This is a genomic window from Streptomyces sp. NBC_00158 (assembly GCF_045160885.1).
Taxonomy (GTDB): Bacteria; Actinomycetota; Actinomycetes; order Streptomycetales; family Streptomycetaceae; genus Streptomyces.
The window spans coordinates 7,355,159-7,377,775 of the sequence record NZ_CP108161.1 but is presented as its reverse complement, the minus strand read 5'-3'; the positions used below and the strand labels follow the sequence as shown (position 1 = coordinate 7,377,775).

Genomic DNA, 22,617 nt, shown 5'->3' with positions numbered 1-22,617 from the left:
GGTCAGTCCCACAGGAGTGCGGGCGGCCGGATCCGGGACAGGTCCTGACCGGCCAGCTCGGGCCGGGCGGTGAGCTCGGCGTGGACGGCGTGCAGGACCGGGAGCCGGGCTCCGGCGCCGTCCAGGGCCAGCGCGACGTCCTTGGCCGCCAGCGCCACCGGGAAGTGGGAGCCGGCGGCGAAGGTGCGGGCGACCGCTCCCGCCAGCGGGCCCTCGGCCAGCCGGCCGCGGACCAGGTCGGAGGGGAGACCGAGGGCCTGACCGAGGCGGAGGGCGTCGGACACCAGGGCCACACCGCCGATCACCGCGTTGATGAGCACGAGTTTGAGGGCGGCCCCGGAGCCGGGGGCGCCGCATTCGGTGACCTCGCCGAGCCGGTCCAGGACCGCGCGCACCGGGTCGGGGAGCGGTCCGCCCGCCAGGATCGACAGCTCTCCGGCGGCCGCCCGGTCCACGCTGCCCATCACCGGCGCGTCGGTCAGCGTGACCCCCTCGGGGAGGCGGGCTGCCAGTTCGGCGATCGCGTCGGGGCCGACGGTCGAGGTGTCGATCCAGTGGGTGCCCGGCCGCAGGGCCGGGAGGACGGAGCCGGCCACGGCCCGGGCGGCGGCCGGGTCGGCGAGCATCGTGATGACGACGTCGGCCCCGGCGACCGCCTCCCCCGGGCCGTCGGCGAGACGGGCGCCCTCCGCGACCAGCGGGCCGGCCTTGTACGGGGTGCGGTTCCAGACGGTCAGCGGGTGGCCGGCGGCGAGCAGGCGACGGGCCATGGGCAGGCCCATGGTGCCGAGGCCGAGGAATGCGATCTTCTGCATGGCCCCGACGCTAGGACCCGCCGAGGCATGCGACAAGCGAATGTCTAGCATGGCTGCCATGCCCGATTCACATGGCTCGTACGAGGTGTTCCTGCGGGTGGCCCGGGACGGTTCCTTCACCGCCGCCGCCCGGCACCTCGGGTACACCCAGTCCGCCGTCTCCCGTCAGGTCCAGGCCCTGGAGGAGGAGTGGGGAACCGCCCTGTTCGACCGGCTGCCGCGCGGGGTGCGGCTGACCGAGGCCGGACGGGTCCTGCTCCCGCACGCCGAGGGCGTGCGGGAGCGGCTTCGGGCCGCGCGGGCGGAGCTGGCCTCGCTGCGCTCCCTCGGCGGCGGCACGCTGCGGATCGGGGCCTTCGCCGCCGCCAACGTCTCCCTGGTACCGCGCGCCCTGGCAGCCTTCGGGGACCGGTACCCGGGCGTGACCGTCGTCCACTCGGAGGGGCCCTCCGCCAAGCACGCGGCGCTGCTGGCCGAGGGCGGTCTCGACCTGGCCGTACTGAGCACGCCCGCCGGGATCGCGCTGCCCGGACCGGAGTTGCACCACCTGCTGGACGAGCCGATGTACGTGGCACTGCCGCGCGGCCACCGGTACGCGGGGCGCGCCGTGCTGCACCTGCCCGAACTGGCTGACGAGGACTGGATCGAGGGGGACGTGCGTCCCGACCGGACCTTGCTGGCGCCCGCGTTGGCGGCGGGCTTCGTGCCGCGGGTGGTGTTCCGGGTCAACGACTGGACCGCCAAGCAGGGCTTCGTCGCCGCCGGGCTCGGCATCACGGTGCTGCCGGAGCTGGCGGCCGGGGCGGTGCGGCCGGACATCGTCCTCGTACCGGTCGACCCCGCGGACCTGCCCTGCCGGAAGGTGTACGCGGGCACTCCACGCGGCCTACGCCACTCCCCGGCGGTCGGGGCCTTCCTCTCCCTGCTGCGGTCCGCCGCCGGGCGACCGGAGCCGGCCGGGGGAATCCGCCCGCCCGTCCGGTGATCCGTCGGCACCTCCCGTCCCGGCGCCGTGTGAACCGGGGGGGGTCATGCCGGGGGGAATCCGGAGCAGGCCGGCCCTGCGGAGCCTGCCGAGCGGACCCGGGGCGGAGTACTCGTACACGCAAGGGGCCGGCCGGCGAGCGAACGGCCGGGAGCACGCGCCGGAGATCGCAGGAGCCTCCGCCCGGCGCCCCGCCCGCCGGGCCCGGGACACGCCGGGCCGGGCCGAGCCGGATCAGCCGATCCGCTCCGGGGCCGGCGGCCGCGCCGCGCCGCCCGGCCCTGCGGGGGCGCCGCCCGGCCGACGGCCGCGCCGCGCCGGGCGCGGGCCGTAGCGGCGTGTCCGGGGCCGGGCGTGGCAGACTCCGCGCGGAATCCCGAGCCCCCGTTCCGTTCCCCCACGGGAGGTCCCCCGTGCCGCACCGTCCCGCCCCCGCGTACACCCGGACCGCCGCCCTCGCCGCCGGGTCCCTGGTCCTCGTCCTGGCCGCCGGGGCCTCCCCCGCGGCGCCCGCGCCCGCACCCCCGCCCCCGGCCGCCACCGCGCCGCGGGCGACCTCCGTCGCGGCGGCGCCCGGGAGCACGACGGCCCTGGCCGGGTACGCCGTCCAGTCGACGGCGAAGGTCGCGGACACCGCCGCCGCCGTGTCCAGCCCCGGCTATCCGGCGACGGGCTGGTACCCCGCCGGGCCCCGGTCCACCGTGCTCGCGGCGCTGCTCGCCGCCGGGGTCCACCCCGACCCGTTCTACTCCGTCAACCAGAAGCGGATCCCCGCCGCGGACTTCACCGTGCCCTGGTGGTACCGGTCCGACTTCCTCGTCGCCGACACGAGCGCCCGTACGTACCTGGACTTCAGCGGGGTGATCTCCGCTGCCGACGTCTACGTCAACGGCCGCCAGGTCGCGGGCACGAGCACCGTCACCGGCTCCTACACCCGGCACGAACTCGACGTCACCGACCTGGTCAGGGCGGGCACCAATACGGTCGCGTTCCGGATCCAGCCGAACGACCCGCGGCGCCGCCTCACCATGGGCTGGCTCGACTGGCTGCAGCCGCCGCCCGACGAGAACATGGGGATCGTCCGCGACGTCACCGTGCGCCGGGGCGGCCCCGTCGCCCTGCGCGACGCGCACGTGGTGACCTCCCTGGCGCTGCCCGGGATGGCCTCGGCCGAGCTGACCGTCAAGGCCCGGGTGCGCAACGACTCGTCGGCCGCCCTCACCACGACGGTGTCCGGGACGGTCGGTCCGGCCGCGGTCACCGCGAGCGTCACCCTCGCCCCGCACGAGACCCGGACCGTGGTCTTCTCCCCCGCCGGCCACCCGGGCCTGCGGCTGGAGTCGCCCCGCGTGTGGTGGCCCGCCGCGATGGGCGGGCAGCCCCTGTACTCCCTCGACCTGACCGCGTCGGTGGACGGCCTGCCCTCCGACACCGCGCACGGGTCCTTCGGCATCCGCGACGTCCGGGCGCCGCTGAACGCCGACGGGGCGCGCCAGTACGTGGTGAACGGGCGCCCGCTGCTGATCCGGGCCGGCGGCTGGTCCCCCGACGAGTTCCTGCGCTGGGACGCCCGGTACGCCGAGGACCGGCTGAAGTACGCCGTCGACCTGGGCCTGAACGCGCTGCGCCTGGAAGGGCACATCGAGCCCGACGAGTTCTTCGACCTCGCCGACCGGTACGGGATCCTCACCCTGCCCGGATGGGAGTGCTGCGACAAGTGGGAAGGGGAGGTCAACGGCTCGGAGGCCGGGGAGCGGTGGGAGAGCGCCGACTACCCGGTCGCGAAGGCCTCCATGGCCGCCGAGGCCGCACGGCTGCGCGACCACCCCAGCGTGGCGTCCTTCCTCATCGGCAGCGACTTCGCCCCGAACCGGACGATCGAGCAGGGCTACCTCGACGCGCTGGAGGCCGCCGACTGGACGGCCCCGGTGGTCCCCTCTGCCTCCGCACGGTCCTCGCCGGTCACCGGGCGCTCCGGGATGAAGATGACCGGCCCCTACGACTGGGTCCCGCCGAACTACTGGTACGCCAAGCGGGAGGGCGGGGCGACCGGGTTCAACTCCGAGACCAGCGCCGGGCCGGACGTGCCGACCCTCGACACGCTGCGCCGGATGATGTCTCCGGCGGAGCTGGAAAGCCTGTGGAAGGAGCCCGCCGCGGCCCAGTACCACCGCTCGGCCTCGTCCACGTTCGCCACGCTCAGGCTGTACGACGCCGCCCTGACGGGGCGTTACGGCGCGCCGACGGGTCTCGACGACTACGTGCGCAAGGCGCAGCTCGCCCAGTACGAGGCCGTGCGGGCGCAGTTCGAGGCGTACGCCCGCAACGCGAAGGACGCCTCCGCGCCGTCGACCGGGGTCGTGTACTGGATGTTCAACAGCGGATGGACCTCGCTGCACTGGCAGCTGGTGGACCGCTACCTCGACCAGGGCGGGGCCTACTTCGGGGCGAAGAAGGCGAACGAGCCGCTGCACGTCCAGTACGGGTACGACAACCGCACCGTGTCGGTCGTCAACAGCCGCGCGTCCGCGGCCTCGGGCCTGACCGCGCGGGTGACCCTCTTCGACCCCGACGGCACGCAGCGGTACGACCGGACGGTGACGGGGCTGAGCGTGCCGGGCGGCGGCGCGAGCGGCACCGCGCTGACCCTGCCCGCGTCGGTCCCGGGCCTGGCCACCACCCACCTGGCGCGGCTGCTGCTCACCGACGCCGACGGGCGGGAGGTCAGCCGCAACGTCTACTGGCTCTCGACCCGCGCCGACGTCCTCGACTACTCCCGCAGCACCTGGTACCACACGCCGACCTCCGCGTACGCCGACCTCAAGGGCCTGAACTCGATGCCGCGGTCGGCCGTGGCGGCGACGGCGACCACCACGGCCGACGGCCAGGGGGTGTCGACGACGACGGTGACGGTACGCCACACCGGTACGGGCAGCGCCCCGGCCCTGCTCACCGACGTGCACCTGCTGGGCGCGGGGGGCGCGCCGCTGCTGCCCGTCCGGTGGAGCGACAACCAGATCACCCTCTGGCCCGGCGAGTCGGCGACGCTGACGGCGGCCTACCGCACGGCCGACCTCCGCGGAGCGGCACCGGCCCTGCGGGTCTCCGGCTGGAACACCCCGACGACGACGGTCCCGGCCGGCTGACCGGGGGCCCGGGGGCTTACGCCCGTGGGCGTACGCGTTGACGGATGTCCGTCCCGTGGGCCGATGGCCCGGCCGGCCCGGGTTCATAGCATTCGGACGTCGGATCAACGGACGGACGGATGGAGAGAGTTCGATGAAGCGCAGGACCCTGGCGGGGGCGGTCGTCTCCCTGCTGATGGCGGGCACGATCACGGGAACCGGTCCGGCACTGGCCGCCGTGCCCGCGGCCGACCCCGGACCGCCGGGCACCGCGATGGCCCTGCCCGCGCCCGGCGGGCACCGGCCGGTCGGGCGGACGGTGCTCCACCTGGAGGACGAGAGCCGGGCCGACCCGTGGGTGCCCGGGGAGCGCCGGGAGCTGATGGTCTCCCTCTGGTATCCGGCGGTGCGGCCCTCGGGAGTGCCCGCGCCGTACATGACCGGCCAGGAGTCCGCCCTCTACGTGAAGGCGAACAAGGCCTTCCTGGACGCCAACAAGGTGGTCCTGGCGGACGACGCCTTCACCCGGGTGACGACGCACTCGACCGTCGACGCCAAGCCGCTGCGGGTGCGCGGCGGGCTGCCGCTGGTGGTCCTGTCCTCCGGCTTCGGCATGCCCCGCGCCACGCTGACCGGACTCGCCGAGGAGCTGGCCGCCCGCGGGTACCTCGTCGCCGGGATCGGGCACAACCACGAGTCCACCGCCACCGCCTTCCCCGACGGGCACACGACCACCTGTGACGCCTGCGGCAAGGCACCCTGGCCCGAGGTGGGGGCCGTGCGCGCCCGGGACGTGTCCTTCGTGCTGGACCGGCTCACCGGGCAGGACGGCAAGGAGGCGGCGTGGAAGGACGGCGCCTCCGTCGACACGGACCGGATAGCGATGGTCGGGCACTCGGCCGGCGGCTTCAGCACGGTCCCGGCCATGCTGTCCGACCCGCGCGTGAAGGCGGGCGTCAACATGGACGGCGGCTTCCACGTCCTGCCCGACCGGCCGCTGGACCGGCCGCTGCTGATGATGGGACAGCCGGAGCGCGTGCCGGGCGGCCCCGACGCCAGCTGGCAGAAGACGTGGGAGGCGGCGACGGGCTGGAAGCGCTGGCTGAGCGTCGACGGCACCCAGCACCTGTCCTTCACCGACCTGGCGGTGCTGACCAAGCAGCTCGGGATCCGTTCCTTCCAGCCCCTGGACGGCGACCGGGTCGATGCCGCCACCCGCGCCTACGTGTCCGCGTTCGTCGAGACGCACCTGGGGTGCCGCGCGGCGCCGCTGCTCGACGGACCGTCCGAGCGGTACCCGGAGGTGCGGTTCCACCAGCCGTAGTCCGGCCGGTCCGGCCGGTCCGGCCGGGGGACGCGCGGGTTTCTTAGCGGAACGTTAGATCTGGGTGCCGGGCCTTGTCCGGGTCCGGCACCGGATCCATGCTCTGGGCACCCCCTCGTCCGGGGCGTTCCCCCTTCCCCATCAGGGACTTCCGTCTGGAGCCGCCATGTCCTCGTCCGCCGTCACGTCCGCGTCGCCGCACCGGGAGGAGCGCGCCAGGCGCCGCCTCGCCCTGATCGGCGGGTCCCTCGGCAACCTCGTGGAGTGGTACGACTGGTTCGTCTACGCGAGCTTCGCGATCTACTTCGCCGACTCCTTCTTCCCCGGCGACAATCCGACCACCCAGCTGCTGAACACGGCGGGCATCTTCGCGGTCGGCTTCCTGATGCGTCCGGTCGGCGGGTGGATCCTCGGCCGCGCCGCCGACCGGCACGGGCGCAAGAGCGCCCTCACCCTCACGGTCACCATGATGTCGGTGGCGGCCCTGATGATCGCCGTCGCGCCGACCTACGGCCAGGCCGGGTACTTCGGCGCGCTGGTGCTGCTGCTGGCGCGCCTGCTCCAGGGGATGAGCATCGGCGGCGAGTACGCGGCCAGCGCCACCTACCTCACCGAGGCATCGGCCCGCGACCGGCGCGGGCTGGGCTCGTCGTTCCAGTACGTGTCGATGACCTGCGGACAGCTGCTGGGCCTCGGCATCCTGATCACGATGCAGCACACGCTGACCCCGGCCGAGCTGTCGAGCTGGGGGTGGCGGATCCCGTTCGTCCTCGGGGCCCTGTTCGCGGTGGTGGTCTTCTGGCTGCGGCGGCGGCTCCAGGAGACCGACGCGTTCAAGGAGGAGTCCTCCGGGGAGGGCGCCCATGACGCCAGCGCGCGCGGCTCGCTGAAGGCGCTGTGGGAGCACCGGCGGCAGGCCGGGCTGGTGATGGCGCTGACCCTCGGCGGAACCGTGGCGTACTACACGTACACCACCTATCTGACCAAGTACCTGGTCGGCAGCGCGGGCATGGCCAAGACCACGGCGACGCTGGTGAGTTTCACCGCCCTCGCCCTCTTCGCCGTGCTCCAGCCCTTCGCCGGGATGCTGTCCGACCGGATCGGCCGCCGGCCGCTGCTGATCACCTTCGCGGTGGGCTGCACGGTCGGCACGTACCCGATCATGACGGCGCTCGGTTCGGCGAACTCGTACTGGTCGGCGCTGGGGCTGTCCCTGCTGGCCCTGGTGATCGTCACCGGCTACACCTCGATCAACGCGGCGGTGAAGGCCGAGCTGTTCCCGACCCGGGTGCGCGCCCTGGGCGTGGCGCTGCCGTACGCGGTCGCCAACGCGCTGTTCGGCGGGACGGCCGAGTACGTGGCCCTGTGGTTCAAGAGCGGCGGCCACGAGAAGATGTTCTTCTGGTACGTGTCCGGCTGCGCGCTGGTCTCGCTGGTGACCTACGTCCTGATGCCGGACACCCGGAACGCGGCGCTGAGCCGGGCCGAGGCGGCCGGGGCGGGCGCGGCCGGGGGCGGAGCCGCGTCGGCGAAGGCCGGTGCCGGGGCCGCCCGCTGATCCCTCGAACCCTCCGGAGGCCCGTTGTGCACGCACTGCTCGTCGAGGACGACGACCGCATGGCACGGGCCCTCGGCACCGCCCTCGCCCAGCGCGGGCACACGGTCCGCCGGGCGGCGCGGGCGGCGGACGCCCTGCGGCACGCCCGCGAGGCCGAGTTCGTCCTGCTCGACCTGGGGCTGCCCGATCTCGACGGGCTGGAGCTGCTGCGCCGGCTGCGTACGGTCTGCGACGCGCCGCTGATCGTGGTGACGGCGCGCTGCGAGGAGCGCGACGTCGTGCAGGGGCTGCGGGCGGGTGCCGACGACTACGTGGTCAAGCCGTTCCGGATGGCCGAGCTGATGGCGCGGATCGACAGCGTACGCCGCCGGTCGGGCGGACGCGCGGGAGCCGGACCCGCGCGCCGCTCCGGCGGGCCGGTGCGCAGCGGGGACGTCGAGGTGGACCCCGCGGGCCGTACCGTCACCGTGGCCGGCGCCGAAGTCCGGCTGACGCGGCGGGAGTTCGACGTGCTGGCCTTCCTTGCCGCGCGGCCCGGCGAGGTGCACTCCCGGGAGGAGATCCTGGACCGGATCTGGGGCGACGCCTTCCTCGGCGCCTCGCGTTCCCTGGACGTGCACGTCGCGGGCATCAGGGCGAAGACGGGCCGGTCCGGGCTGGTGCGCACGGTGCGCGGGTTCGGCTACCAGCTCGGCTCCCCCGCCGGGTGCGAGGACCGGGGTTCCGGCGCGTGAGGCGCAGGCTCCTCGCGGTGCTGATGGTGCTCATGGGGGCGGCCGCGCTGCTGCTGTGCGTTCCCCTGGCGGACGCGTACGCGCGCGGGCGGACCGAGCACCTGCTGCTGCAACGGCGTTCGGAGGCCGTGCGGTTCGCGGACCTCGCCGACCGGGCGGGTACGGAGGCCGACCGGGCGGAGCTGTCGGCCGAGATCGGCCGGTACGCCGAGCTGTACGGGGCCGCGGTGGTGGTCGTCGACCCGTCGGGGGCGACGGTGGCGCGGGCCGGTTCGGCCACGGCGCGGACTGCCCTGACCGGGCCCGGGGCCGCCTCGGCGGCGGAGGCCCGGGACCGGGCGCTGACGGGGCGTTCCACCGACCGGCTGCCGACGGTGCGGCCCTGGGGTCCGGCGCGGGTGCTGCTCGCCGAGCCGGTGGGGCGGGACGAGCGGGTCAGCGGGGCGGTGCTGCTGGCGGTGCCGACGGACGCCGCCCGGCGGGACGTGGCGGTCCGCTGGTCGCTGATCGCCGCCGGGGCGGCGGCCGCCTTCGCGGCGGCGGCGCTGGTGGCGGCGGGGATCACGCGCTGGCTGATGCGGCCGCTGCTGGACCTGGACCGGGCGGTGGAGGGGCTGGCCGCCGGGAGCCTCGGCGCGCGGGCGGCCTCCGACACGGGCCCGCCGGAACTGCGCAGGCTGCGGCGGCACTTCAACGCCATGGCGCAGGCCCTGGCCGAATCCATCGGCCGGCAGCGGGACTTCGTCGCCGACGCCTCGCACCAGCTGCGCAATCCGCTGGCGACGCTGGTGCTCCAGCTGGAGAACGTCGAGCCGCACGTCGCCGCCGGTCCCGGCCGGGCCGAGCACGCCCGCGCGCTGGAGGAGACGGAGCGGCTGGAGGAGCTGCTCGACGGGCTGCTGGCACTGGCCCGGGTGGAGTCGGCGGCGCCCGGGCTGTGCGAGCAGGACGTGGCGTCGGCGGTACGGGAGCGGGTCGGCGCGTGGCTGCCGGTGCTCCGGGCGGCCGGTCTGGAGCTGGTGGTCTGCGGCCCGCCCGGGGAGCTGGCGGCCCGCGCCCTGCCGGACGCGGCGGGCCGGGTCCTGGACGCGGCCCTGGACAACGCGGTGAAGTTCGTCCCGCGCGGCGGCCGGGTCGAGGTGTGCGCCCGGCGGGACGCGGACGGCTCGGCGGTGGTGCGGGTCGCCGACGACGGGCCGGGCGTTCCCGAGGAGCAGCTGGAGCTGCTGCCGAGGCGGTTCGCCCGCGCGCCCGCGCACCAGAACGTGCCCGGCAGCGGGCTGGGGCTGGCCATCGCGGACGAGATCGCCCGGGCCAGCGGCGGCCGGCTCGGTGTCGGCGGCAACCTGCCGCGCGGGCTGGCGGTGGAGCTGCGGCTGCCGCCGCCGTGACGGCTCAGCCGTACACGGAGCGGTAGTGGGCGGCGGCGCCCGGGTGGAGGGGGACCCGTCCGGTCGAGATGGCGAACCGGGGCTCCAGCCGTGCCCCCGCGGTCACCTCGCGCAGGAGGTCGCGCCACCGGTCGAACACCACGCGCAGCAGGGCGCTCGCGGCGTCCGCGGGCACCGTGTCCCGGGCGAGGAGGTAGTTGCCGACGCCGACGGTGCCGACCGGCGCGGTCAGACCGTACGCCCCGGCGGGGAGGGCGACGGCCGTGTACACGGGGCCGTGGCGTTCGCGCAGCGGGCCCACGTGGCCGTCGAGCGGGAGGAAGCGCAGCGGCAGCTCCCGGGCCAGTTCCGTCAGCGCGGGGGTGGGGACGCCGCCGGACCAGAAGAAGGCGGCGACGGCGCCCGTGCGCAGGGCGGCGACCGATTCGGCGAGGCCCATCAGGCGCACGTCCGCCGGGGCCGGGCCCGCGCCGGCGGCGGCGGCGCCGGTGAGGCCGGCCGCGCGCAGGACGCGTCCGGCGACCACCTGGGCCCCGGACCCGGCGGCGCCCGCGGCGACGGCGCGTCCGGCGAGGTCGGCCACGGCGTGCACGGGTCCGGCGGCGGGGACCACCAGGTGCGTGTGGTTGACGTAGACGCGGGCCAGCGCCGTCACCGCGACCGGCCGGGGGAACGGCTCCCGGCCGAGCACCGCGTCCTCGGCGACGTCGGCCGTGGCCAGGGCCAGGTCCGCGGAGCCCTCGTCCAGCCGCCGCAGGTTGTCCACGCTCGCGGCGGTGTCCACGGGCACCAGCTCCAGCGGGCCCGCTTCGGCGGCGGCCCGTGCCAGTGCCTGGCCGAAGGCGTTGTACGGGCCTCCGCGCGGCCCGGTCGCGAGCCGCAGCGGCCGCACCGGCCCGGCGTCCGCCGCACACCCGGCGAGCGCCGCGCCGACCGCACCGAGCCCGGCCCGTATCAGCCCCCGCCGTCCAGGGCTCCTCCCCGTATCCGTCACGTCGGCAGGGTAGCCACTCACGGCCCGAAGGTGCCGGGCGCCCGGGGTGCGTGGACACGCCCTCGGGGAAACGTCATGGTTGCGTGACAGGACTGCCACAACGGCGCAGCGCGGGAACTCCGGCGGGGCGGGGTGCCGTGTACCTGCACGTGCCGGTGCGGGGCCGGCCTGGAGACATCGAGGAGCACCCCATGCAGTACACAGCAGGCCCGCGCCGCACGGCGGCGGCGCTCGTGGCGGCCGCCGCGGCAACCGTCCTGATGACGGGCTGCGGCCCGACCGACGACGGGGCGGCCGGGACGCCGTCGGCGCCGCCCGCCGCTTCGGTGCCGGCGAAGCCGACGCCCACGGGCGGCACCGGGGGCACGGGGGGCTCCGCCACGGGCGGCGGGGGCGGCACCGCGCCGACGCCCTCGGCGTCCGCCCCGGGCGGCGGCGGGGCGAAGCCCTGCGCCGACGACGGGGTCAAGGTCTCGGACGCCGAGCAGGCCGCGGTCCGGCCGCCCGGTACGGGCACGGGGGCCGCCATCGTCTCCGTCACCAACACCTCGAAGCACGCCTGCACCCTCAGCGGGTTCCCGACGGTCGCCGGGGCGGGCAACGGCTCGCCGGGCAAGAACGTTCCCCTGGCCGTCACCCAGAGCGGGAAGGCCTCGGCGGTCACGCTGGCGCCGGGCGCCCGCGCCTGGACGAAGCTCACCTTCGTCAACGTCCAGGGCGAGGCGGACGGTTACTGCGTGTCCGGCGCCACTCCCGCCAGCTTCCCGACCATGGTGATCGGCGTGCCGGGCGCGGGCTCGCACCAGATCGCGATGACCGACGGCGTCTTCGCCGAATGCGACAACAAGGCGACGGTCACCGCCTTCTCCTCCGTCAAGCCCACCTGAGCGGGGGCGCGGGGTGGTGCGCCCCGCGGGCCGCGCCGATACTTCACGGGCAGCCCGGTCTGACCACGGAGGGGAAGCGATGAGGCTCGACAGGATGTTCCGCACCGTCTTACGGGGGCGGGGACCCCGCGCGGGGCTGGTGGCCGCGGCCGTACTGGCCGCGGCCACGGCCGCTGCGGCGGCGGGGCCCGCGTACGCCGCGGAGCGGTGCGCGACCGGGTCGCCCGCGGCGGCACCCGTGCAGGTGGCGCAACTCCCCGACTGGGTCGAGTCGATCGCCGTCGACGGGCGGGGCCGGATGTTCGCCACCGCCTACTTCAGCGGCCGGGTCTACCGGATCGACGCGCCGGGCAGCGCCCCGGTGGCGCTGACCGGGGACGTCGGGGCCAACGGCGGGATCGTCGTCCGCTCCGACGGGCAGCTCCTCGTCGGCACCGGCAACGACCTCGCGCACTCGCTGACCGGTGACCTGTTCCCCACCTCGCGGCTGCTGCGGGTGGACCCGGACTCGGGCGCGGTCAGTACGTACGCCTCCGGCCTGGGCGGGATCGACGGGGTCGCCCTCGCCCCCGACGGGACCGTGTACACCACGACCCTCGGCGGCCGGAACATCGGCCGGGTCACCCCCGACGGGCGGGTGGACCCGGCCTGGGCGCGCGTCCCGCAGCCCAACGGGATCGCGGCCTCCCCGGACGGGGGCGAGGTGTACGTCGTGCAGACCACGGTCGCCCCGGGGCTGTACCGGATACCCGTCGGCGATCCCGGGCACCCCCGGCTGTGGGTCTCCGCCGGCGCCCTCGACGCCCTGGCCCTGCCGGACGGGCTGACCCTCGACGGCCGGGGCCGCCCTCTGATCGCCACGCACGCGGCGGGAGAGGTCTGGCGGGTCGAGGACGGGCGGCTGTGCTCCGTGGAATCGGGGCTCCGCCTCTCGACCCAGATCACCTACGGGCACGGCGACCGGGGCTTCTCGGCGGGCCGGCTCTACCGGGCGGGCGTCGACGGGAAGGTCTACGAGGTCCCGGGCGGCGCCGAACCCGGCCGCTGAGCCCGCCCGGTCCGCATGGCGCGGGCCCCGCGCGGGCGCGTGCGGACCCGCGCGGGCGCGTGCGCCGGCCCGCGTCAGGTCCAGGGGAGGGTGCGCCAGGGGCTGGCCGGGTCCGTGGCCAGGGCGCGGTGGGTGCCGAGGGCGGTCTCGTACCACTCCCCGAACTCCTCCTCGTCGAAGTGGAGGCAGCGGCCGAGCACGTAGGCGGCCGAGAACTCCTCCCACGAGCGGTAGTTGACCTGGACGAGCCGGCCCGCGCGGACGACCGCCGCCTCCGCCTCCCGCAGGGAGCACAGACGGGCGGCGAGTCCCCAGCGGGCCATGGCGGAGGCCCGGCCGTAGTCCCATGCCTCGACGGAGCGGACGAACCCGCCCTCGGGGAGCAGGCCGTCGGCGCGGAACCGCGCCTCGTAACGGGCGATCCGGCCGATCAGCCGCTGGACGCCGGCGACCTGGCCCTCGGTCTCCGCCTCGGTGACGGTGCGGCCCCGGCTGACGCCGTCGGGCGTCAGCCGGGGTTCGGCGGCGGCCTCGGCGCGGCGGCGCACGACGTTGCCCGCGGCCTGGCGCCAGTGGTCCACGTCGACGGGGCCCGCGAAGTCGAGCGCCATGGAGCGGCGCAGTTGCAGGACGAACTCCCAGACGCCGCTGACCATGTCGGCGCCCAGCAGGCGCTCCTCGGTGTCCACCCAGTCCTCCCGGGTGGTGACGCCCCACCAGCGCTCCAGCGTGCGCTTCTCGTCGAGGTAGCCGCAGCCGTGGTAGGCCATGGAGTTCCAGTAGCGGCCGTTGCGCACGTTGATGTGCGCGCCGACTGCGAGGCCGAAGGCGACCTGGCCGCTGCGGGGGCCGCCGACCTCCAGGGTGTGGACGGCGTCCCGGGCGAGGCCGGGCCGGTCGACCGGTGCGGAGTGCCGCTGCCACAGGGCGCGGCCCTCCGGTCCGGCGGGCAGCACGCCCTCGCAGGGGCTGCCGGGGTTGACGACGAGGTAGGGCGGGTCGTCCGGGTTCCAGACCTTTGCGAACCAGCCCAGGTCGTAGCAGTTGTAGACGGGGTCGGGGGCGGGCGGCGGCAGCATGCCGCCCGTGTAGACGGCCAGGCACATGGTCTGGGTCCCCGGGTTCCAGTACGGGTGGAAGCGGGTGTTCCCCGGGTTCGCGTCGACGTCCGCCCGCGACTCCATCATGTACAGGTCCGCGCGGGCGACGAGGTCGTAGTACGCGGGCCAGTCGCCCCGCGTCCGCGCCTCGTACAGCCCCCGCTCGACCGCGCTCGGTGCCTGCCAGCCCTGCGCCGGCGCCGTCGGACCGGGCGGGACCCCCTGTTCGTGACCTGCTGTCAAACCCATGGGCAAACCCTAAGGGGTGGATCTTGCGGGCCGGTGCGCCGGTCTCAGCCCGCCGGGCGGGGGTCGACCGGGGTGAGGACGCCGAGGCGGTCCTCGACCGCCTGGGCGGCGTCCAGGCAGAGGTCCTCCCGGAAGGCCCGTCCGACGATCTGGACCCCGCCGGGCAGTCCGTCGTACAGCCCGGTCGGCACGGCCACCGCGGGGACGCCGACGAAGCTGGTGGCGGTGCACAGCCGCATGGCCCTCGCGACGCGGTCCCGGCCGGCGCGGTCGCGGGACTCCAGCCCCGGCTCCACGGGCGGTTCGGTGAAGGAGGGGCCGAGCAACAGCGGGTACTCGTCGAGGAACTCGGCCCAGGAGCGGCGGATGCCCAGCCAGGCGCCCGTCAGCCGGACGAGCTCGGCGGCGGTGGCGGGCGGGGTCCGGTCCATCGCCATCTGGATGTAGCGGTCCCCGCCTTCGCCGAGGAGCGTGCGCACCACCGGCCAGTTCGGGGCGAATTCGGTGATGGTGATCCGGTCGTACGCGTCGAGGGCCTCGTCGAGCCGGGGCACGTCCGGGACCTCGCGCACCTCGTATCCGGCGTCGCGGAGGGCTCCGGCCGCGTCGGCGACGGCCGCGCGGACCGCCGGGTGGACGCCGTGCCCGCCGGGGTCGGCCACCACCGCGACCTTCAGGGGGCCGGGGAGCGGGGGCCCGTACGCGGGGACGGGTACGGCCCGGGGGTCGCGCGGGTCGGTGCCTGCCAGTGCCTCGTACGCCAGCCGCAGGTCGGCCACGCGGCGGGCGAGGGGGCCGTCGGTGACCAGCGCCTGGGAGGCCGGGCCCGGGTCGTCGGGGCCGAGGACGCGGTGGTCGGCGGGGAAGCGCCCGGTGGTGGGCTTGAGCCCGGCCACTGCGCAGAACTGGGCGGGGATCCGGATGGAGCCGCCGGAATCGTTGCCGAGTCCGAGCGCCGCCATGCCGGTGGCGACGGCGGCCGCGTCGCCGCCGCTGGTGCCGCCCGGGGTGCGGGTGGGGTCCCACGGGTTGGCGGTGTCGCCGTAGAGCTCGCTGCGCGTGTGCATTCCGGCGAGGACCAGGGTGGGCATGTTGGAGTGCCCGATCGGCACGGCGCCGGCGGCGCGCAGCCGGGCCACGGGGGGCGCGTCGGCGGCCGCCGTGAGGTGCCGGAAGCGTTCGACGCCGAAGGTGGTCGCCGCGCCCTCGACGGGGGTGGTCTCCTTCACGGTGAACGGCACGCCCGCGAGGGGGCCGAGCGGTTCGCCGGCGGCCCGGCGGCGGTCCGTTGCGGCGGCCGCTTCGAGCGCCCGGTCCGCCATGAGCCGGGTCACCGCGTTCACCGCCGGGTTGACCTCGGCGATCCGCTCCAGGTGGCTCTGGACGAGCTCCACCGCCGACACCTCGCCGCCGCGTACGGCCCGCGCCTGTTCGGCGGCCGGCCGCCGCCAGAGGGCTTCGTCTGTTTCCCGCATGGTCCGGGTGCTCCCTGCTCGTTCCTGATGCGCTGCGGCGCAACGCGATGTGATGCGCTTGCATCGGAACAATAGCCGAGGAACCGATGCGGCCGCATCGAATAAACTGGGCGGCGTACGAACGTGCGGCGGGCGGCCCGGCGGGCCGGAACAGGAAGGCGGGTGCGCGTGCCCAGACAGGTGGACCACGAGGGGCGGCGCCGTCTCATCGCCGAGGCCGTGTGCCGCCTCGCCGACGAGCGCGGGCTGGAGGGCGTCACGCTGCGCGACGTCGCCGCCCGCGCGCAGGTGTCGATGGGCGCCGTGCAGCGGTGCTTCGCCACCAAGGAGGAGATGCTGCTCTTCGCCCTGGGGTACGTCGGCGAGGCGATCGGCGAGCGCGTACGGGCCCGGCTGGTCCGCAGCCCCGCCCAGTCGGCCGCGTCCCGCCTGGGCCACGCGGCCACCGAGGTCGCACTGCTGCGCGAGGAGCACCGGGCCGAGGCCCGGGTCTGGCTCGCCTTCGTCGCGCAGGCCGCCGTCAGCGCGCCGCTGGCCGGGACGCTGAAGGCGAACTACGCGGCCCTGCAGGCGGCGTTCGCCCAGCTCATCGCGGAGGCCCGCGAGGCGGCGGACGGCCCGGCGGAACTCGACCCGCAGCGGGAGGCCCGTGCCGTCCTGGCCCTCGCGGACGGCCTCACCACGCACGTCCTGATCGGGCACCTCTCCCCCCGGGAGGCCGAGGAGGTGCTCCACGCGCACCTGCGCGGCCTGTGGGAGGGGCCTTCCGGCGGCCGGTGACGACGACGCCGCGGGCCTGTGAAAGAGTTCCGGCGGAGCGCGAACGACAGGACGGAAGGACTCCCCCACCATGCACACTGCCGACCGGATCGACCACGGGGCGGCGGTCGCGGCGGAGACCGCCCGCTTCGCGGCCCTGCTCGCGGACGCCGACCTGACGGTCCCCGTACCCACCTGCCCCGGCTGGACGCTGGCCGACCTGGTCCGGCACGCCGGCGGCGTGCACCGCTGGTTCTCGGTGCTGCTGCGGCAGCGGATCCAGCAGCCCCCGGCGAGCCGCGAGGTGGACCTGCGGCTGCCCGCGCGGGAGGACGGTTACGCCGAATGGCTGAGGGCCGGCGCCGCCGAGGCGGCCGAGGTGTTCGCCGGCACCGACCTCGACGCCCCGATGTGGGTGTGGGGCGCGGACGGGCACGCCCGGTTCTGGGTCCGCCGGATGCTGTTCGAGACGCTGGTGCACCGCGTCGACGCCGAGCGGGCCCTCGGGCTGGCACCGGTCGTCGACCCGGGGCTCGCGCGGGACGGCGTGGACGAGTTCCTGGCCAACCTGCCCTTCGCCGTGCTGTTCGCGCCGGGCGTCGCCCACCTGCGCGGATCCGGCGAGGCCGTCCGGTTCCGCTGCACCGACACCGACGGGAGCTGGCTGGTGCGACTGCGGCCCGACGGTTTCGGCCTCGACGCGGACCTCGACGCGGACGGGCTCCCGGCTCCCGCCGAGGCGGAGGTCCGGGCGGGCGCCGCGGACCTCCTGCTCCTGCTCTACGGCCGGCTGGACCGCACGGCGCCGGGCGTGGAGAGCGCGGGGGACGGGGAACTGCTCGACCGCTGGTTCGCCAACTCGGCTTTCTGACGGGCGGCCGCGGCGCGGAACGGGACGTGCGGATCCCGGGGGGCTGTGTCAGCGTGAGAGGGCACATGACCCGCCGAAGGGATCCTCACGTGGCGTCTCCTGGTGACCCGCCGTCCGTCGCCGCCCTCGCGGCACAGGCCCCACCCCTCACGGAGCGGGCCCTCGCGGAACGGCCCCCCGGGCAGGCGCCGACCGAGCTGTGGGCGCTGGGCCTGGTGATGGCCGCGACCCCGTGTTCGGCGCGCGAGGCGAAGCAGATCCTGCTGGCGGCGGCCGACCGGGCCCGGATCACCGCCCCGCAGGCCGCGGAGGCGATGGTCGCCGGGTCGCTGGGCCTGCCGGTGCCCGGGCGGGTGGAACGGGCCCTGCACAGGGCGGTGCAGGCGGCCCGCACCCCGCTGCCGCCCGGCGCGTTCCGGACCGTAGGGATCCTGCCGAGCCGTCCGCGGACCGAGGAGGTCCTGTCGCGCCTGCGCGGCTGCCAGGCCCGCCTCGCGGCCGCCCCCACGGACCCGGGCACGCTGCGGGCCATGGACGACGTGGCCTACACCCTGTGCGTCCTGATGGGCCGTCCGACCACCCACGAGGCCGTCCTGGCGGCCGAACGGCACCTCTGCGCCCCGGAGTAGGGCGCCCGCGTCACCAACGGACGGGGAGTTCCCGTACGCCGCGGATCAGCATGCCGTGCACCCAGGAGAACTCGGAGGCGTCGGCGTCGCCCTCCAGGTCCGGGAAGCGCTCCAGCAGCGAGCGCAGCGCGATGCGGCCCTCCATCCGGGCCAGCGGAGCGCCGAGGCAGTAGTGGAGCCCGTGGCCGAAGGCGACGTGGCCGCGCGCGTCACGGCGGATGTCGAACCGGTCCGGGTCCTCGAAGCGCGCCGGGTCGCGGTCCGCGTCGGCCATGCCGATCAGGACGACGGAGCCCTTGGGGATCACCACCCCGCCCATCTCCACGTCCTCCAGGGCGAGTCGCTCGGTGGAGGTCTCCACCGGCCCGTCGTAGCGGAGCATCTCCTCGATGGCTCCGTCCAGCAGGCCCAGGTCCCCGCGCAGGTCGGCGTACTGGTCGGGGTGGGCGAACAGTGCGCGCATCCCGTTGCCGATCATGTTCACGGTGGTCTCGTGCCCGGCGATGAGCAGCAGGACGCACATGCCGATCAGCTCGGACGGCGAGAGCCGGTCGCCGCCCTCGTCGACGGCGTGGATCATCGCGCTGAGCAGGTCGTCGCCCGGTTCGGCGCGCTTGGCGTCGATGAGCCCGGTCAGGTACCGGGTCATCTCCTCGTACGCGGCGGCCTCGGCTTCGGCGCTGGTGCGGGCGACCGCCTCGTTGGACCAGCCCCGGAACGCCTCCTGGTCCAGGGTGGGCACGCCGAGCAGTTCGCAGATGACCGTCATCGGCAGCGGGAAGGCGAAGGCCTCCACCAGGTCGGCCCGGCGGGCCTCGTTCGCCTCCATGGCGTCCAGGAGGTCGTCGGTGATCTGCTGGACGCGCGGGGCCAGCGCCTCGATCCGGCGCGGGGTGAACGCCCGTACCACCAGGCGCCGCAGGCGGGTGTGGTCCGGCGGATCGGCCATCAGCATGTGGACGAGCGCGGGGTGGTCCTGCTGCAGGTTGATGATCTGGCCGACGTCCCCCGAACGGTGCCAGTCGCGGCTCAGCCGCGGGTCGGTGAAGGCCGTACGACAGGCCTCGTGGCCGACGACCAGCCACATGTCCTCGCCGTCGGGGGTCCGTACGCGGTGCACGGGTCCCCGCTCCCGCAGCGCCGCGTAGACCGGGTACGGGTCCCGTACGAAGTCCGGGCTGAGTTCCAGCAGATCGACGACGGCAGGCTGAAGTGCCATTCCATTCCCCCTGAATCGAATGCGTCGCGGCGCCGCGGCGCCGCGTGTTCACCCCAGAGTAGTCGCGGTGTCACTCCGGGGGGCCGGGCGGCCTTCCGGTCCCGGTTGGACCGCGCGTCGATGCATTGCGGCGCCCTGAGTGGGCAGACGCCCACCGGAGATCGGAGAAGCCATGATCATTCTGGGCGTCATACTACTGATCGTCGGCTACGTGGCCGGCATAGCCATCCTCTGGACCATCGGCATCATCCTGGTCCTCGTCGGCCTCGTCCTGTGGATCCTGGGATCCGTCGGCCACGCCATCGGCGGACGACGGCATTACTGGTAGCGGCGCCGGAGCAGCCGTACGGGCCGGTACGGGCCGGAGGGTCCATCCCCCGGCCCGTACGCCGACGCCCGCCGACCGTGCCGGTCAGACCCCGGCGCCGCGGTCCTCGGGCAGTCCGGTGCCACCCATGCGCGTGAGCAGGGCACTGAGGGCCCCGACTTCGGCCGGGGCCCACTCGGGCGCCGCGAAGACCTCGGCGGCGACCTGGTCGGCGGCCTTGAGGCAGTCCGCCAGCCGCTCGCGGCCGGCCTCGGTCAGGGCCGCGTAGGCGACGCGGGCGTCGCGGGCGTCGGCCTCGCGCACCACCAGGCCGATCCGCTCCAGCGGGCCCAGCCCCCGGGTCACGCCGGAGGCCGTCAGCCCCAGCGCCCCGGCGAGGTCGACGCGCCGCATCCGGCCGCCCTCCGCCCGCCCGAGGTGGAGCAGGACCATGAAATCGGCCAGGCTGACTCCGTACAGCGACCCCAGCCGGGAGTCGAACCGTCGCACCAGGGCCGTCTGGGCCTTCACCAGGCGCAGGGACACATCCAGCGCATCACTCATTGCTACCTCCTTGACTCCTCAAGCATCCACCGAAAAGCTTGAGGAGTCAAGGAGTGGTCGAGCGTCTCGTCCGGGGTCGCGGCGGGAAGTGGCGTATCGTCCTCCCGATCCCGAATCCGGAGGCACCGACCATGGGGCTCGTGGGCCTGCTCCTGCTGAACGGCTTCGCGCTGGCCGCGTTCGCCTGCGGCCGCCTCGCCGTCCGGCTGGTGCGCCGCGCCCCCGGCTGGGCGTACACGGTCGCCCCGCCGCTGGCGGTCATCGCCACCGGCTGGGCGCTGGGGTGGCTGATGTGGCCCTCGTACGCGGCCGCCCCGGCGGTACTGGTGTGGTGGCTGGGCGGGCTGACCGGCGCCGCCACCTGGTGGACCTGCCAGGCCCGCACCCACCGGCGGCGCCACTGACCCCGCCGCCCAGGGGGTGTCCGCGAAGTCGCGCCTGCCCCGCGGGGTCCGGCACGGCCCGCCCTCCGGGCGGACGGCGCCGCTTCGCGGACACCCCCTAGGCTGGGCCCGTGACGACGAACGCGGAGACGGGCGGGGGCGACGGCGGGCGGCTGCTGTACGGGTGCATGGGGCTGGGCGGCAGCTGGGACCCGGGCCCCTACGGCCCGCAGGACGTCGACGCGGCCGAGGAGGCCGTGCACGCCGCCCTGGACATCGGGATCACCGTCTTCGACCACGCCGACATCTACCGGCACGGCAAGTCCGAGGCGGTCTTCGGCGAGGTACTGGAGCGGACGCCGGGGCTGCGGGAGCGCATCACCCTCCAGACCAAGTGCGGGATCCGCCTCCCCGGCGCCGACGGCGGCCCCGGCATGTACGACCTGCGCGGCCCGGGCATCGTGCGCCGGGTCGAGGAGAGCCTCCGGCGGCTGCGGACCGACGCCGTCGACGTGCTCCTGCTGCACCGCCCCGACCCCCTCGCCGACCCCGGCGAGATCGCCTCCGCCCTGATGTCCCTGCACGGCCGCGGACTGGTGCGCGCCTTCGGGGTGTCCAACATGGGCGCCCCGCAGATCGCCCGCCTCCAGGCGCGCCTGGACGTACCGCTGGTCGCCAACCAGCTGGAGATGAGCCTGCACAGCCGCGCCTGGGTGGAGTCCGGGGTGCTGCTCAACACCCCCGAGGGCGCCGGCCACGGCTTCGCCTTCGGGACGCTGGAGCACTGCCTCGACCACGGCATCCGGCTCCAGGCCTGGGGTGCGCTCGCCCAGGGCCGGTTCACGGGCCGTCAGCGGACACCGGCCGAGCGGGCCACCGCCGCCCTGCTCGGGGAGCTGGCGCGGAAGAAGGGCACCACCCCCGAATCGGTGCTGCTGTGGTGGCTGACGCGGCACCCGGCGGGCGTCGCGCCGGTGATCGGCACGGCGCGCCCCGACCGGATCCGCGCCTGCCGCGACGCGGCCCTGAACCCGCCCGACCTCACGCACGAGGAGTGGTACGAGCTGTGGACGACCGCCCGGGGCGCTCCGCTGCCCTGATCACCCGCACCGGCGGCCGCCCGTGGCTGCGGCCGCTCGTCCCGCCGGTCACCCGTCCCGGCGGCCGGGGGCGAGGTGGGCCACCACCTCGGCCAGGTCCTCGCACACCTCCTCGATCTTGAGGCGGATGTTGTTCTGCTCGGTCACCATGGCCGACAGCAGCAGTCCCGTGAGCGCCGCCGAACCGTTGAGGGCCTGGAGGTTGACCATGACCTCCAGCAGGCTGTGGTGGGCGAACGGCCCGGCCTGGTCGATCGCCGCCCCCACGGCCACCACGGACACCAGCAGGGCACAGGGCGCGCTGCCGGCCAGCTGGAAGCGGACGGCGGCCCAGATGAGCAGCGGGAAGACCAGGAACAGCAGCGACAGGCTGCTGCGTGTGGCGAGCGCCGTCACGACGCCCGCCGCCGCCATCAGCGCGAGGGCCTCGGCCACCCGGTAGGGGTCCCGGGGCCGCCGGGCCCGGCGCAGGACCAGCAGCAGCGGGGTCACCAGCAGTACGCCCATGGTGTCCCCGGCCCACCAGGCCGACCAGACGCCCCAGAACTTCGCCGCCGGCAGGTCCCCCGTGAACAGCAGCGTCCCGGCGCCGCCGGTGGCGCTGACCAGGGTCGGCAGCAGGCCGCCCGCGAAGACCAGCGCGAGCCCGTCCCGCAGCCGGTCGAGCTCGGGCCGGAAGCCGGCGCCGCGCAGCAGGGCGTACGCGCACAGCGGGGCCAGGGTGTTCCCCGCGACGATGACGAGGTCGACGGCGCGGAACGAGCTGATCCCCTCGATGGCCAGGTAGGTGCCGAGGGCGATGCCCGGCCAGACCCGCGGTCCGAACCAGAGCAGGGCGGCGAGGGCGATGCCGGTGGGCGGCCACAGGGGTGTGACGACCGAGCCCTCGACGACCACCTGCCGCAGCAGGCCGAGCCGGCCGCTCAGGTAGTAGGCGGCGGCGACCCCGAGGATCCGCAGGAGCGCCTCGGACGGACCTCGCCATTGCACGGTGCGCACCACAGCATCAGACAACAGCCCGGCCGCCGCGACGGGGCGTGACACGCCCGGCGGGCTTCAGGGGCCCGCCACCGGGGCGGGGCGTGACACGCCCGGCGGGG

General features: G+C 75.5%; 21 protein-coding genes. 14 read left to right on the top strand and 7 right to left on the bottom strand.

Features of this window, described 5'->3' with window-relative positions; translation table 11 throughout:
* Positions 1–2: 2 nt before the first annotated feature.
* Entirely contained in the window at positions 3–815 is an 813-nt protein-coding gene (locus OG553_RS33765) for an NAD(P)-dependent oxidoreductase (RefSeq protein ID WP_405982649.1), read from the bottom strand.
* Between the two features lie 58 nt (positions 816–873).
* Between OG553_RS33765 and OG553_RS33760 the strand changes: the two genes are divergently transcribed.
* The 6 genes from OG553_RS33760 to OG553_RS33735 all read left to right on the top strand — a co-directional run bounded on the left by OG553_RS33760 (position 874) and on the right by OG553_RS33735 (position 9,932).
* Positions 874–1,800, top strand: coding sequence for a LysR family transcriptional regulator (locus tag OG553_RS33760; protein ID WP_405982648.1), 927 nt, complete (start codon positions 874–876; stop codon positions 1,798–1,800).
* A gap of 413 nt (positions 1,801–2,213) precedes the next feature.
* Positions 2,214–4,946 carry a glycosyl hydrolase 2 galactose-binding domain-containing protein gene (locus OG553_RS33755; RefSeq protein ID WP_405982647.1) on the top strand — a complete coding sequence of 911 codons (2,733 nt, stop codon included), beginning with the start codon at positions 2,214–2,216 and terminating at the stop codon, positions 4,944–4,946.
* Between the two features lie 133 nt (positions 4,947–5,079).
* Positions 5,080–6,249: an alpha/beta hydrolase family protein gene (locus OG553_RS33750; protein WP_405982646.1), complete on the top strand. Its 1,170-nt coding sequence runs from the start codon at positions 5,080–5,082 to the stop codon at positions 6,247–6,249.
* 166 nt (positions 6,250–6,415) lie between these two features.
* The gene (locus OG553_RS33745) at positions 6,416–7,807 is read left to right on the top strand and encodes an MFS transporter (protein ID WP_405982645.1); all 1,392 of its coding nucleotides are present in this window, start codon (positions 6,416–6,418) and stop codon (positions 7,805–7,807) included.
* Between the two features lie 26 nt (positions 7,808–7,833).
* Complete coding sequence (locus OG553_RS33740; protein ID WP_405982644.1) at positions 7,834–8,541, top strand: response regulator transcription factor; 708 nt, start codon at positions 7,834–7,836, stop codon at positions 8,539–8,541.
* A complete protein-coding gene (locus tag OG553_RS33735) occupies positions 8,538–9,932 on the top strand; it encodes an ATP-binding protein (protein ID WP_405982643.1) in 1,395 nt (464 codons plus the stop codon). The genes OG553_RS33740 and OG553_RS33735 overlap by 4 nt, the downstream gene beginning before the upstream one ends.
* Before the next feature lie 4 nt (positions 9,933–9,936).
* On the opposite strand, the gene OG553_RS33730 is transcribed toward OG553_RS33735, so the two are convergent.
* Positions 9,937–10,926: a TAXI family TRAP transporter solute-binding subunit gene (locus tag OG553_RS33730; RefSeq protein ID WP_405982642.1), complete on the bottom strand. Its 990-nt coding sequence runs from the start codon at positions 10,924–10,926 to the stop codon at positions 9,937–9,939.
* A 191-nt stretch (positions 10,927–11,117) separates the two neighbouring features.
* On the opposite strand from OG553_RS33730, the gene OG553_RS33725 reads away from it, so the two are divergent.
* Together OG553_RS33725 and OG553_RS33720 are read left to right on the top strand one after the other, a co-directional pair.
* Positions 11,118–11,813: a DUF4232 domain-containing protein gene (locus OG553_RS33725; protein ID WP_405982641.1), complete on the top strand. Its 696-nt coding sequence runs from the start codon at positions 11,118–11,120 to the stop codon at positions 11,811–11,813.
* Between the two features lie 79 nt (positions 11,814–11,892).
* A complete protein-coding gene (locus tag OG553_RS33720; RefSeq protein WP_405982640.1) occupies positions 11,893–12,861 on the top strand; it encodes an SMP-30/gluconolactonase/LRE family protein in 969 nt (322 codons plus the stop codon).
* A 74-nt stretch (positions 12,862–12,935) separates the two neighbouring features.
* On the opposite strand, the gene OG553_RS33715 is transcribed toward OG553_RS33720, so the two are convergent.
* Both OG553_RS33715 and OG553_RS33710 read right to left on the bottom strand, forming a co-directional pair.
* Entirely contained in the window at positions 12,936–14,210 is a 1,275-nt protein-coding gene (locus OG553_RS33715) for a DUF1266 domain-containing protein (protein WP_405982639.1), read from the bottom strand.
* Positions 14,211–14,254: 44 nt separating this feature from the next.
* The gene (locus OG553_RS33710; RefSeq protein ID WP_405982638.1) at positions 14,255–15,685 is read right to left on the bottom strand and encodes an amidase; all 1,431 of its coding nucleotides are present in this window, start codon (positions 15,683–15,685) and stop codon (positions 14,255–14,257) included.
* A gap of 168 nt (positions 15,686–15,853) precedes the next feature.
* On the opposite strand from OG553_RS33710, the gene OG553_RS33705 reads away from it, so the two are divergent.
* From OG553_RS33705 to OG553_RS33695, 3 genes are all read left to right on the top strand, one after another.
* The gene (locus tag OG553_RS33705) at positions 15,854–16,465 is read left to right on the top strand and encodes a TetR/AcrR family transcriptional regulator (protein ID WP_405982637.1); all 612 of its coding nucleotides are present in this window, start codon (positions 15,854–15,856) and stop codon (positions 16,463–16,465) included.
* 70 nt (positions 16,466–16,535) lie between these two features.
* Positions 16,536–17,315 carry a maleylpyruvate isomerase family mycothiol-dependent enzyme gene (locus OG553_RS33700; protein WP_405982636.1) on the top strand — a complete coding sequence of 260 codons (780 nt, stop codon included), beginning with the start codon at positions 16,536–16,538 and terminating at the stop codon, positions 17,313–17,315.
* An 89-nt stretch (positions 17,316–17,404) separates the two neighbouring features.
* The gene (locus OG553_RS33695; protein WP_405982635.1) at positions 17,405–17,944 is read left to right on the top strand and encodes a DUF5133 domain-containing protein; all 540 of its coding nucleotides are present in this window, start codon (positions 17,405–17,407) and stop codon (positions 17,942–17,944) included.
* Positions 17,945–17,954: 10 nt separating this feature from the next.
* Here OG553_RS33695 and OG553_RS33690 read toward each other — a convergent pair whose 3' ends face one another.
* On the bottom strand, positions 17,955–19,163 hold the full coding sequence (locus tag OG553_RS33690) for a cytochrome P450 (protein ID WP_405982634.1): 1,209 nt from the start codon (positions 19,161–19,163) through the stop codon (positions 17,955–17,957).
* A gap of 172 nt (positions 19,164–19,335) precedes the next feature.
* On the opposite strand from OG553_RS33690, the gene OG553_RS33685 reads away from it, so the two are divergent.
* Positions 19,336–19,491 carry a DUF6131 family protein gene (locus OG553_RS33685; RefSeq protein ID WP_401242781.1) on the top strand — a complete coding sequence of 52 codons (156 nt, stop codon included), beginning with the start codon at positions 19,336–19,338 and terminating at the stop codon, positions 19,489–19,491.
* Positions 19,492–19,575: 84 nt separating this feature from the next.
* Here the strand turns inward: OG553_RS33685 and OG553_RS33680 are convergent, their stop codons facing one another.
* On the bottom strand, positions 19,576–20,034 hold the full coding sequence (locus tag OG553_RS33680; protein WP_405982633.1) for a MarR family winged helix-turn-helix transcriptional regulator: 459 nt from the start codon (positions 20,032–20,034) through the stop codon (positions 19,576–19,578).
* A 131-nt stretch (positions 20,035–20,165) separates the two neighbouring features.
* Here OG553_RS33680 and OG553_RS33675 point away from each other — a divergent pair, with 131 nt between their 5' ends.
* Both OG553_RS33675 and OG553_RS33670 read left to right on the top strand, forming a co-directional pair.
* A complete protein-coding gene (locus OG553_RS33675; protein WP_405982632.1) occupies positions 20,166–20,438 on the top strand; it encodes a hypothetical protein in 273 nt (90 codons plus the stop codon).
* Positions 20,439–20,548: 110 nt separating this feature from the next.
* Entirely contained in the window at positions 20,549–21,517 is a 969-nt protein-coding gene (locus OG553_RS33670; RefSeq protein WP_405982631.1) for an aldo/keto reductase family oxidoreductase, read from the top strand.
* 48 nt (positions 21,518–21,565) lie between these two features.
* Here OG553_RS33670 and OG553_RS33665 read toward each other — a convergent pair whose 3' ends face one another.
* Positions 21,566–22,519: an MASE1 domain-containing protein gene (locus tag OG553_RS33665; protein ID WP_405982630.1), complete on the bottom strand. Its 954-nt coding sequence runs from the start codon at positions 22,517–22,519 to the stop codon at positions 21,566–21,568.
* Positions 22,520–22,617 lie beyond the last annotated feature (98 nt).

Bases quoted from the DNA above. Each gene is read 5' to 3' on its own strand.
- OG553_RS33700 (WP_405982636.1), top strand. From the start codon at position 16,536: ATGCACACTGCCGACCGGATCGACCACGGGGCGGCGGTCGCGGCGGAG.
- OG553_RS33760 (WP_405982648.1), top strand. From the start codon at position 874: ATGCCCGATTCACATGGCTCGTACGAGGTGTTCCTGCGGGTGGCCCGG.
- OG553_RS33715 (WP_405982639.1), bottom strand. From the start codon at position 14,210: ATGGGTTTGACAGCAGGTCACGAACAGGGGGTCCCGCCCGGTCCGACG.
- OG553_RS33685 (WP_401242781.1), top strand. From the start codon at position 19,336: ATGATCATTCTGGGCGTCATACTACTGATCGTCGGCTACGTGGCCGGC.
- OG553_RS33720 (WP_405982640.1), top strand. From the start codon at position 11,893: ATGAGGCTCGACAGGATGTTCCGCACCGTCTTACGGGGGCGGGGACCC.
- OG553_RS33690 (WP_405982634.1), bottom strand. From the start codon at position 19,163: ATGGCACTTCAGCCTGCCGTCGTCGATCTGCTGGAACTCAGCCCGGAC.
- OG553_RS33750 (WP_405982646.1), top strand. From the start codon at position 5,080: ATGAAGCGCAGGACCCTGGCGGGGGCGGTCGTCTCCCTGCTGATGGCG.
- OG553_RS33725 (WP_405982641.1), top strand. From the start codon at position 11,118: ATGCAGTACACAGCAGGCCCGCGCCGCACGGCGGCGGCGCTCGTGGCG.
- OG553_RS33710 (WP_405982638.1), bottom strand. From the start codon at position 15,685: ATGCGGGAAACAGACGAAGCCCTCTGGCGGCGGCCGGCCGCCGAACAG.
- OG553_RS33745 (WP_405982645.1), top strand. From the start codon at position 6,416: ATGTCCTCGTCCGCCGTCACGTCCGCGTCGCCGCACCGGGAGGAGCGC.
- OG553_RS33680 (WP_405982633.1), bottom strand. From the start codon at position 20,034: ATGAGTGATGCGCTGGATGTGTCCCTGCGCCTGGTGAAGGCCCAGACG.
- OG553_RS33675 (WP_405982632.1), top strand. From the start codon at position 20,166: ATGGGGCTCGTGGGCCTGCTCCTGCTGAACGGCTTCGCGCTGGCCGCG.
- OG553_RS33765 (WP_405982649.1), bottom strand. From the start codon at position 815: ATGCAGAAGATCGCATTCCTCGGCCTCGGCACCATGGGCCTGCCCATG.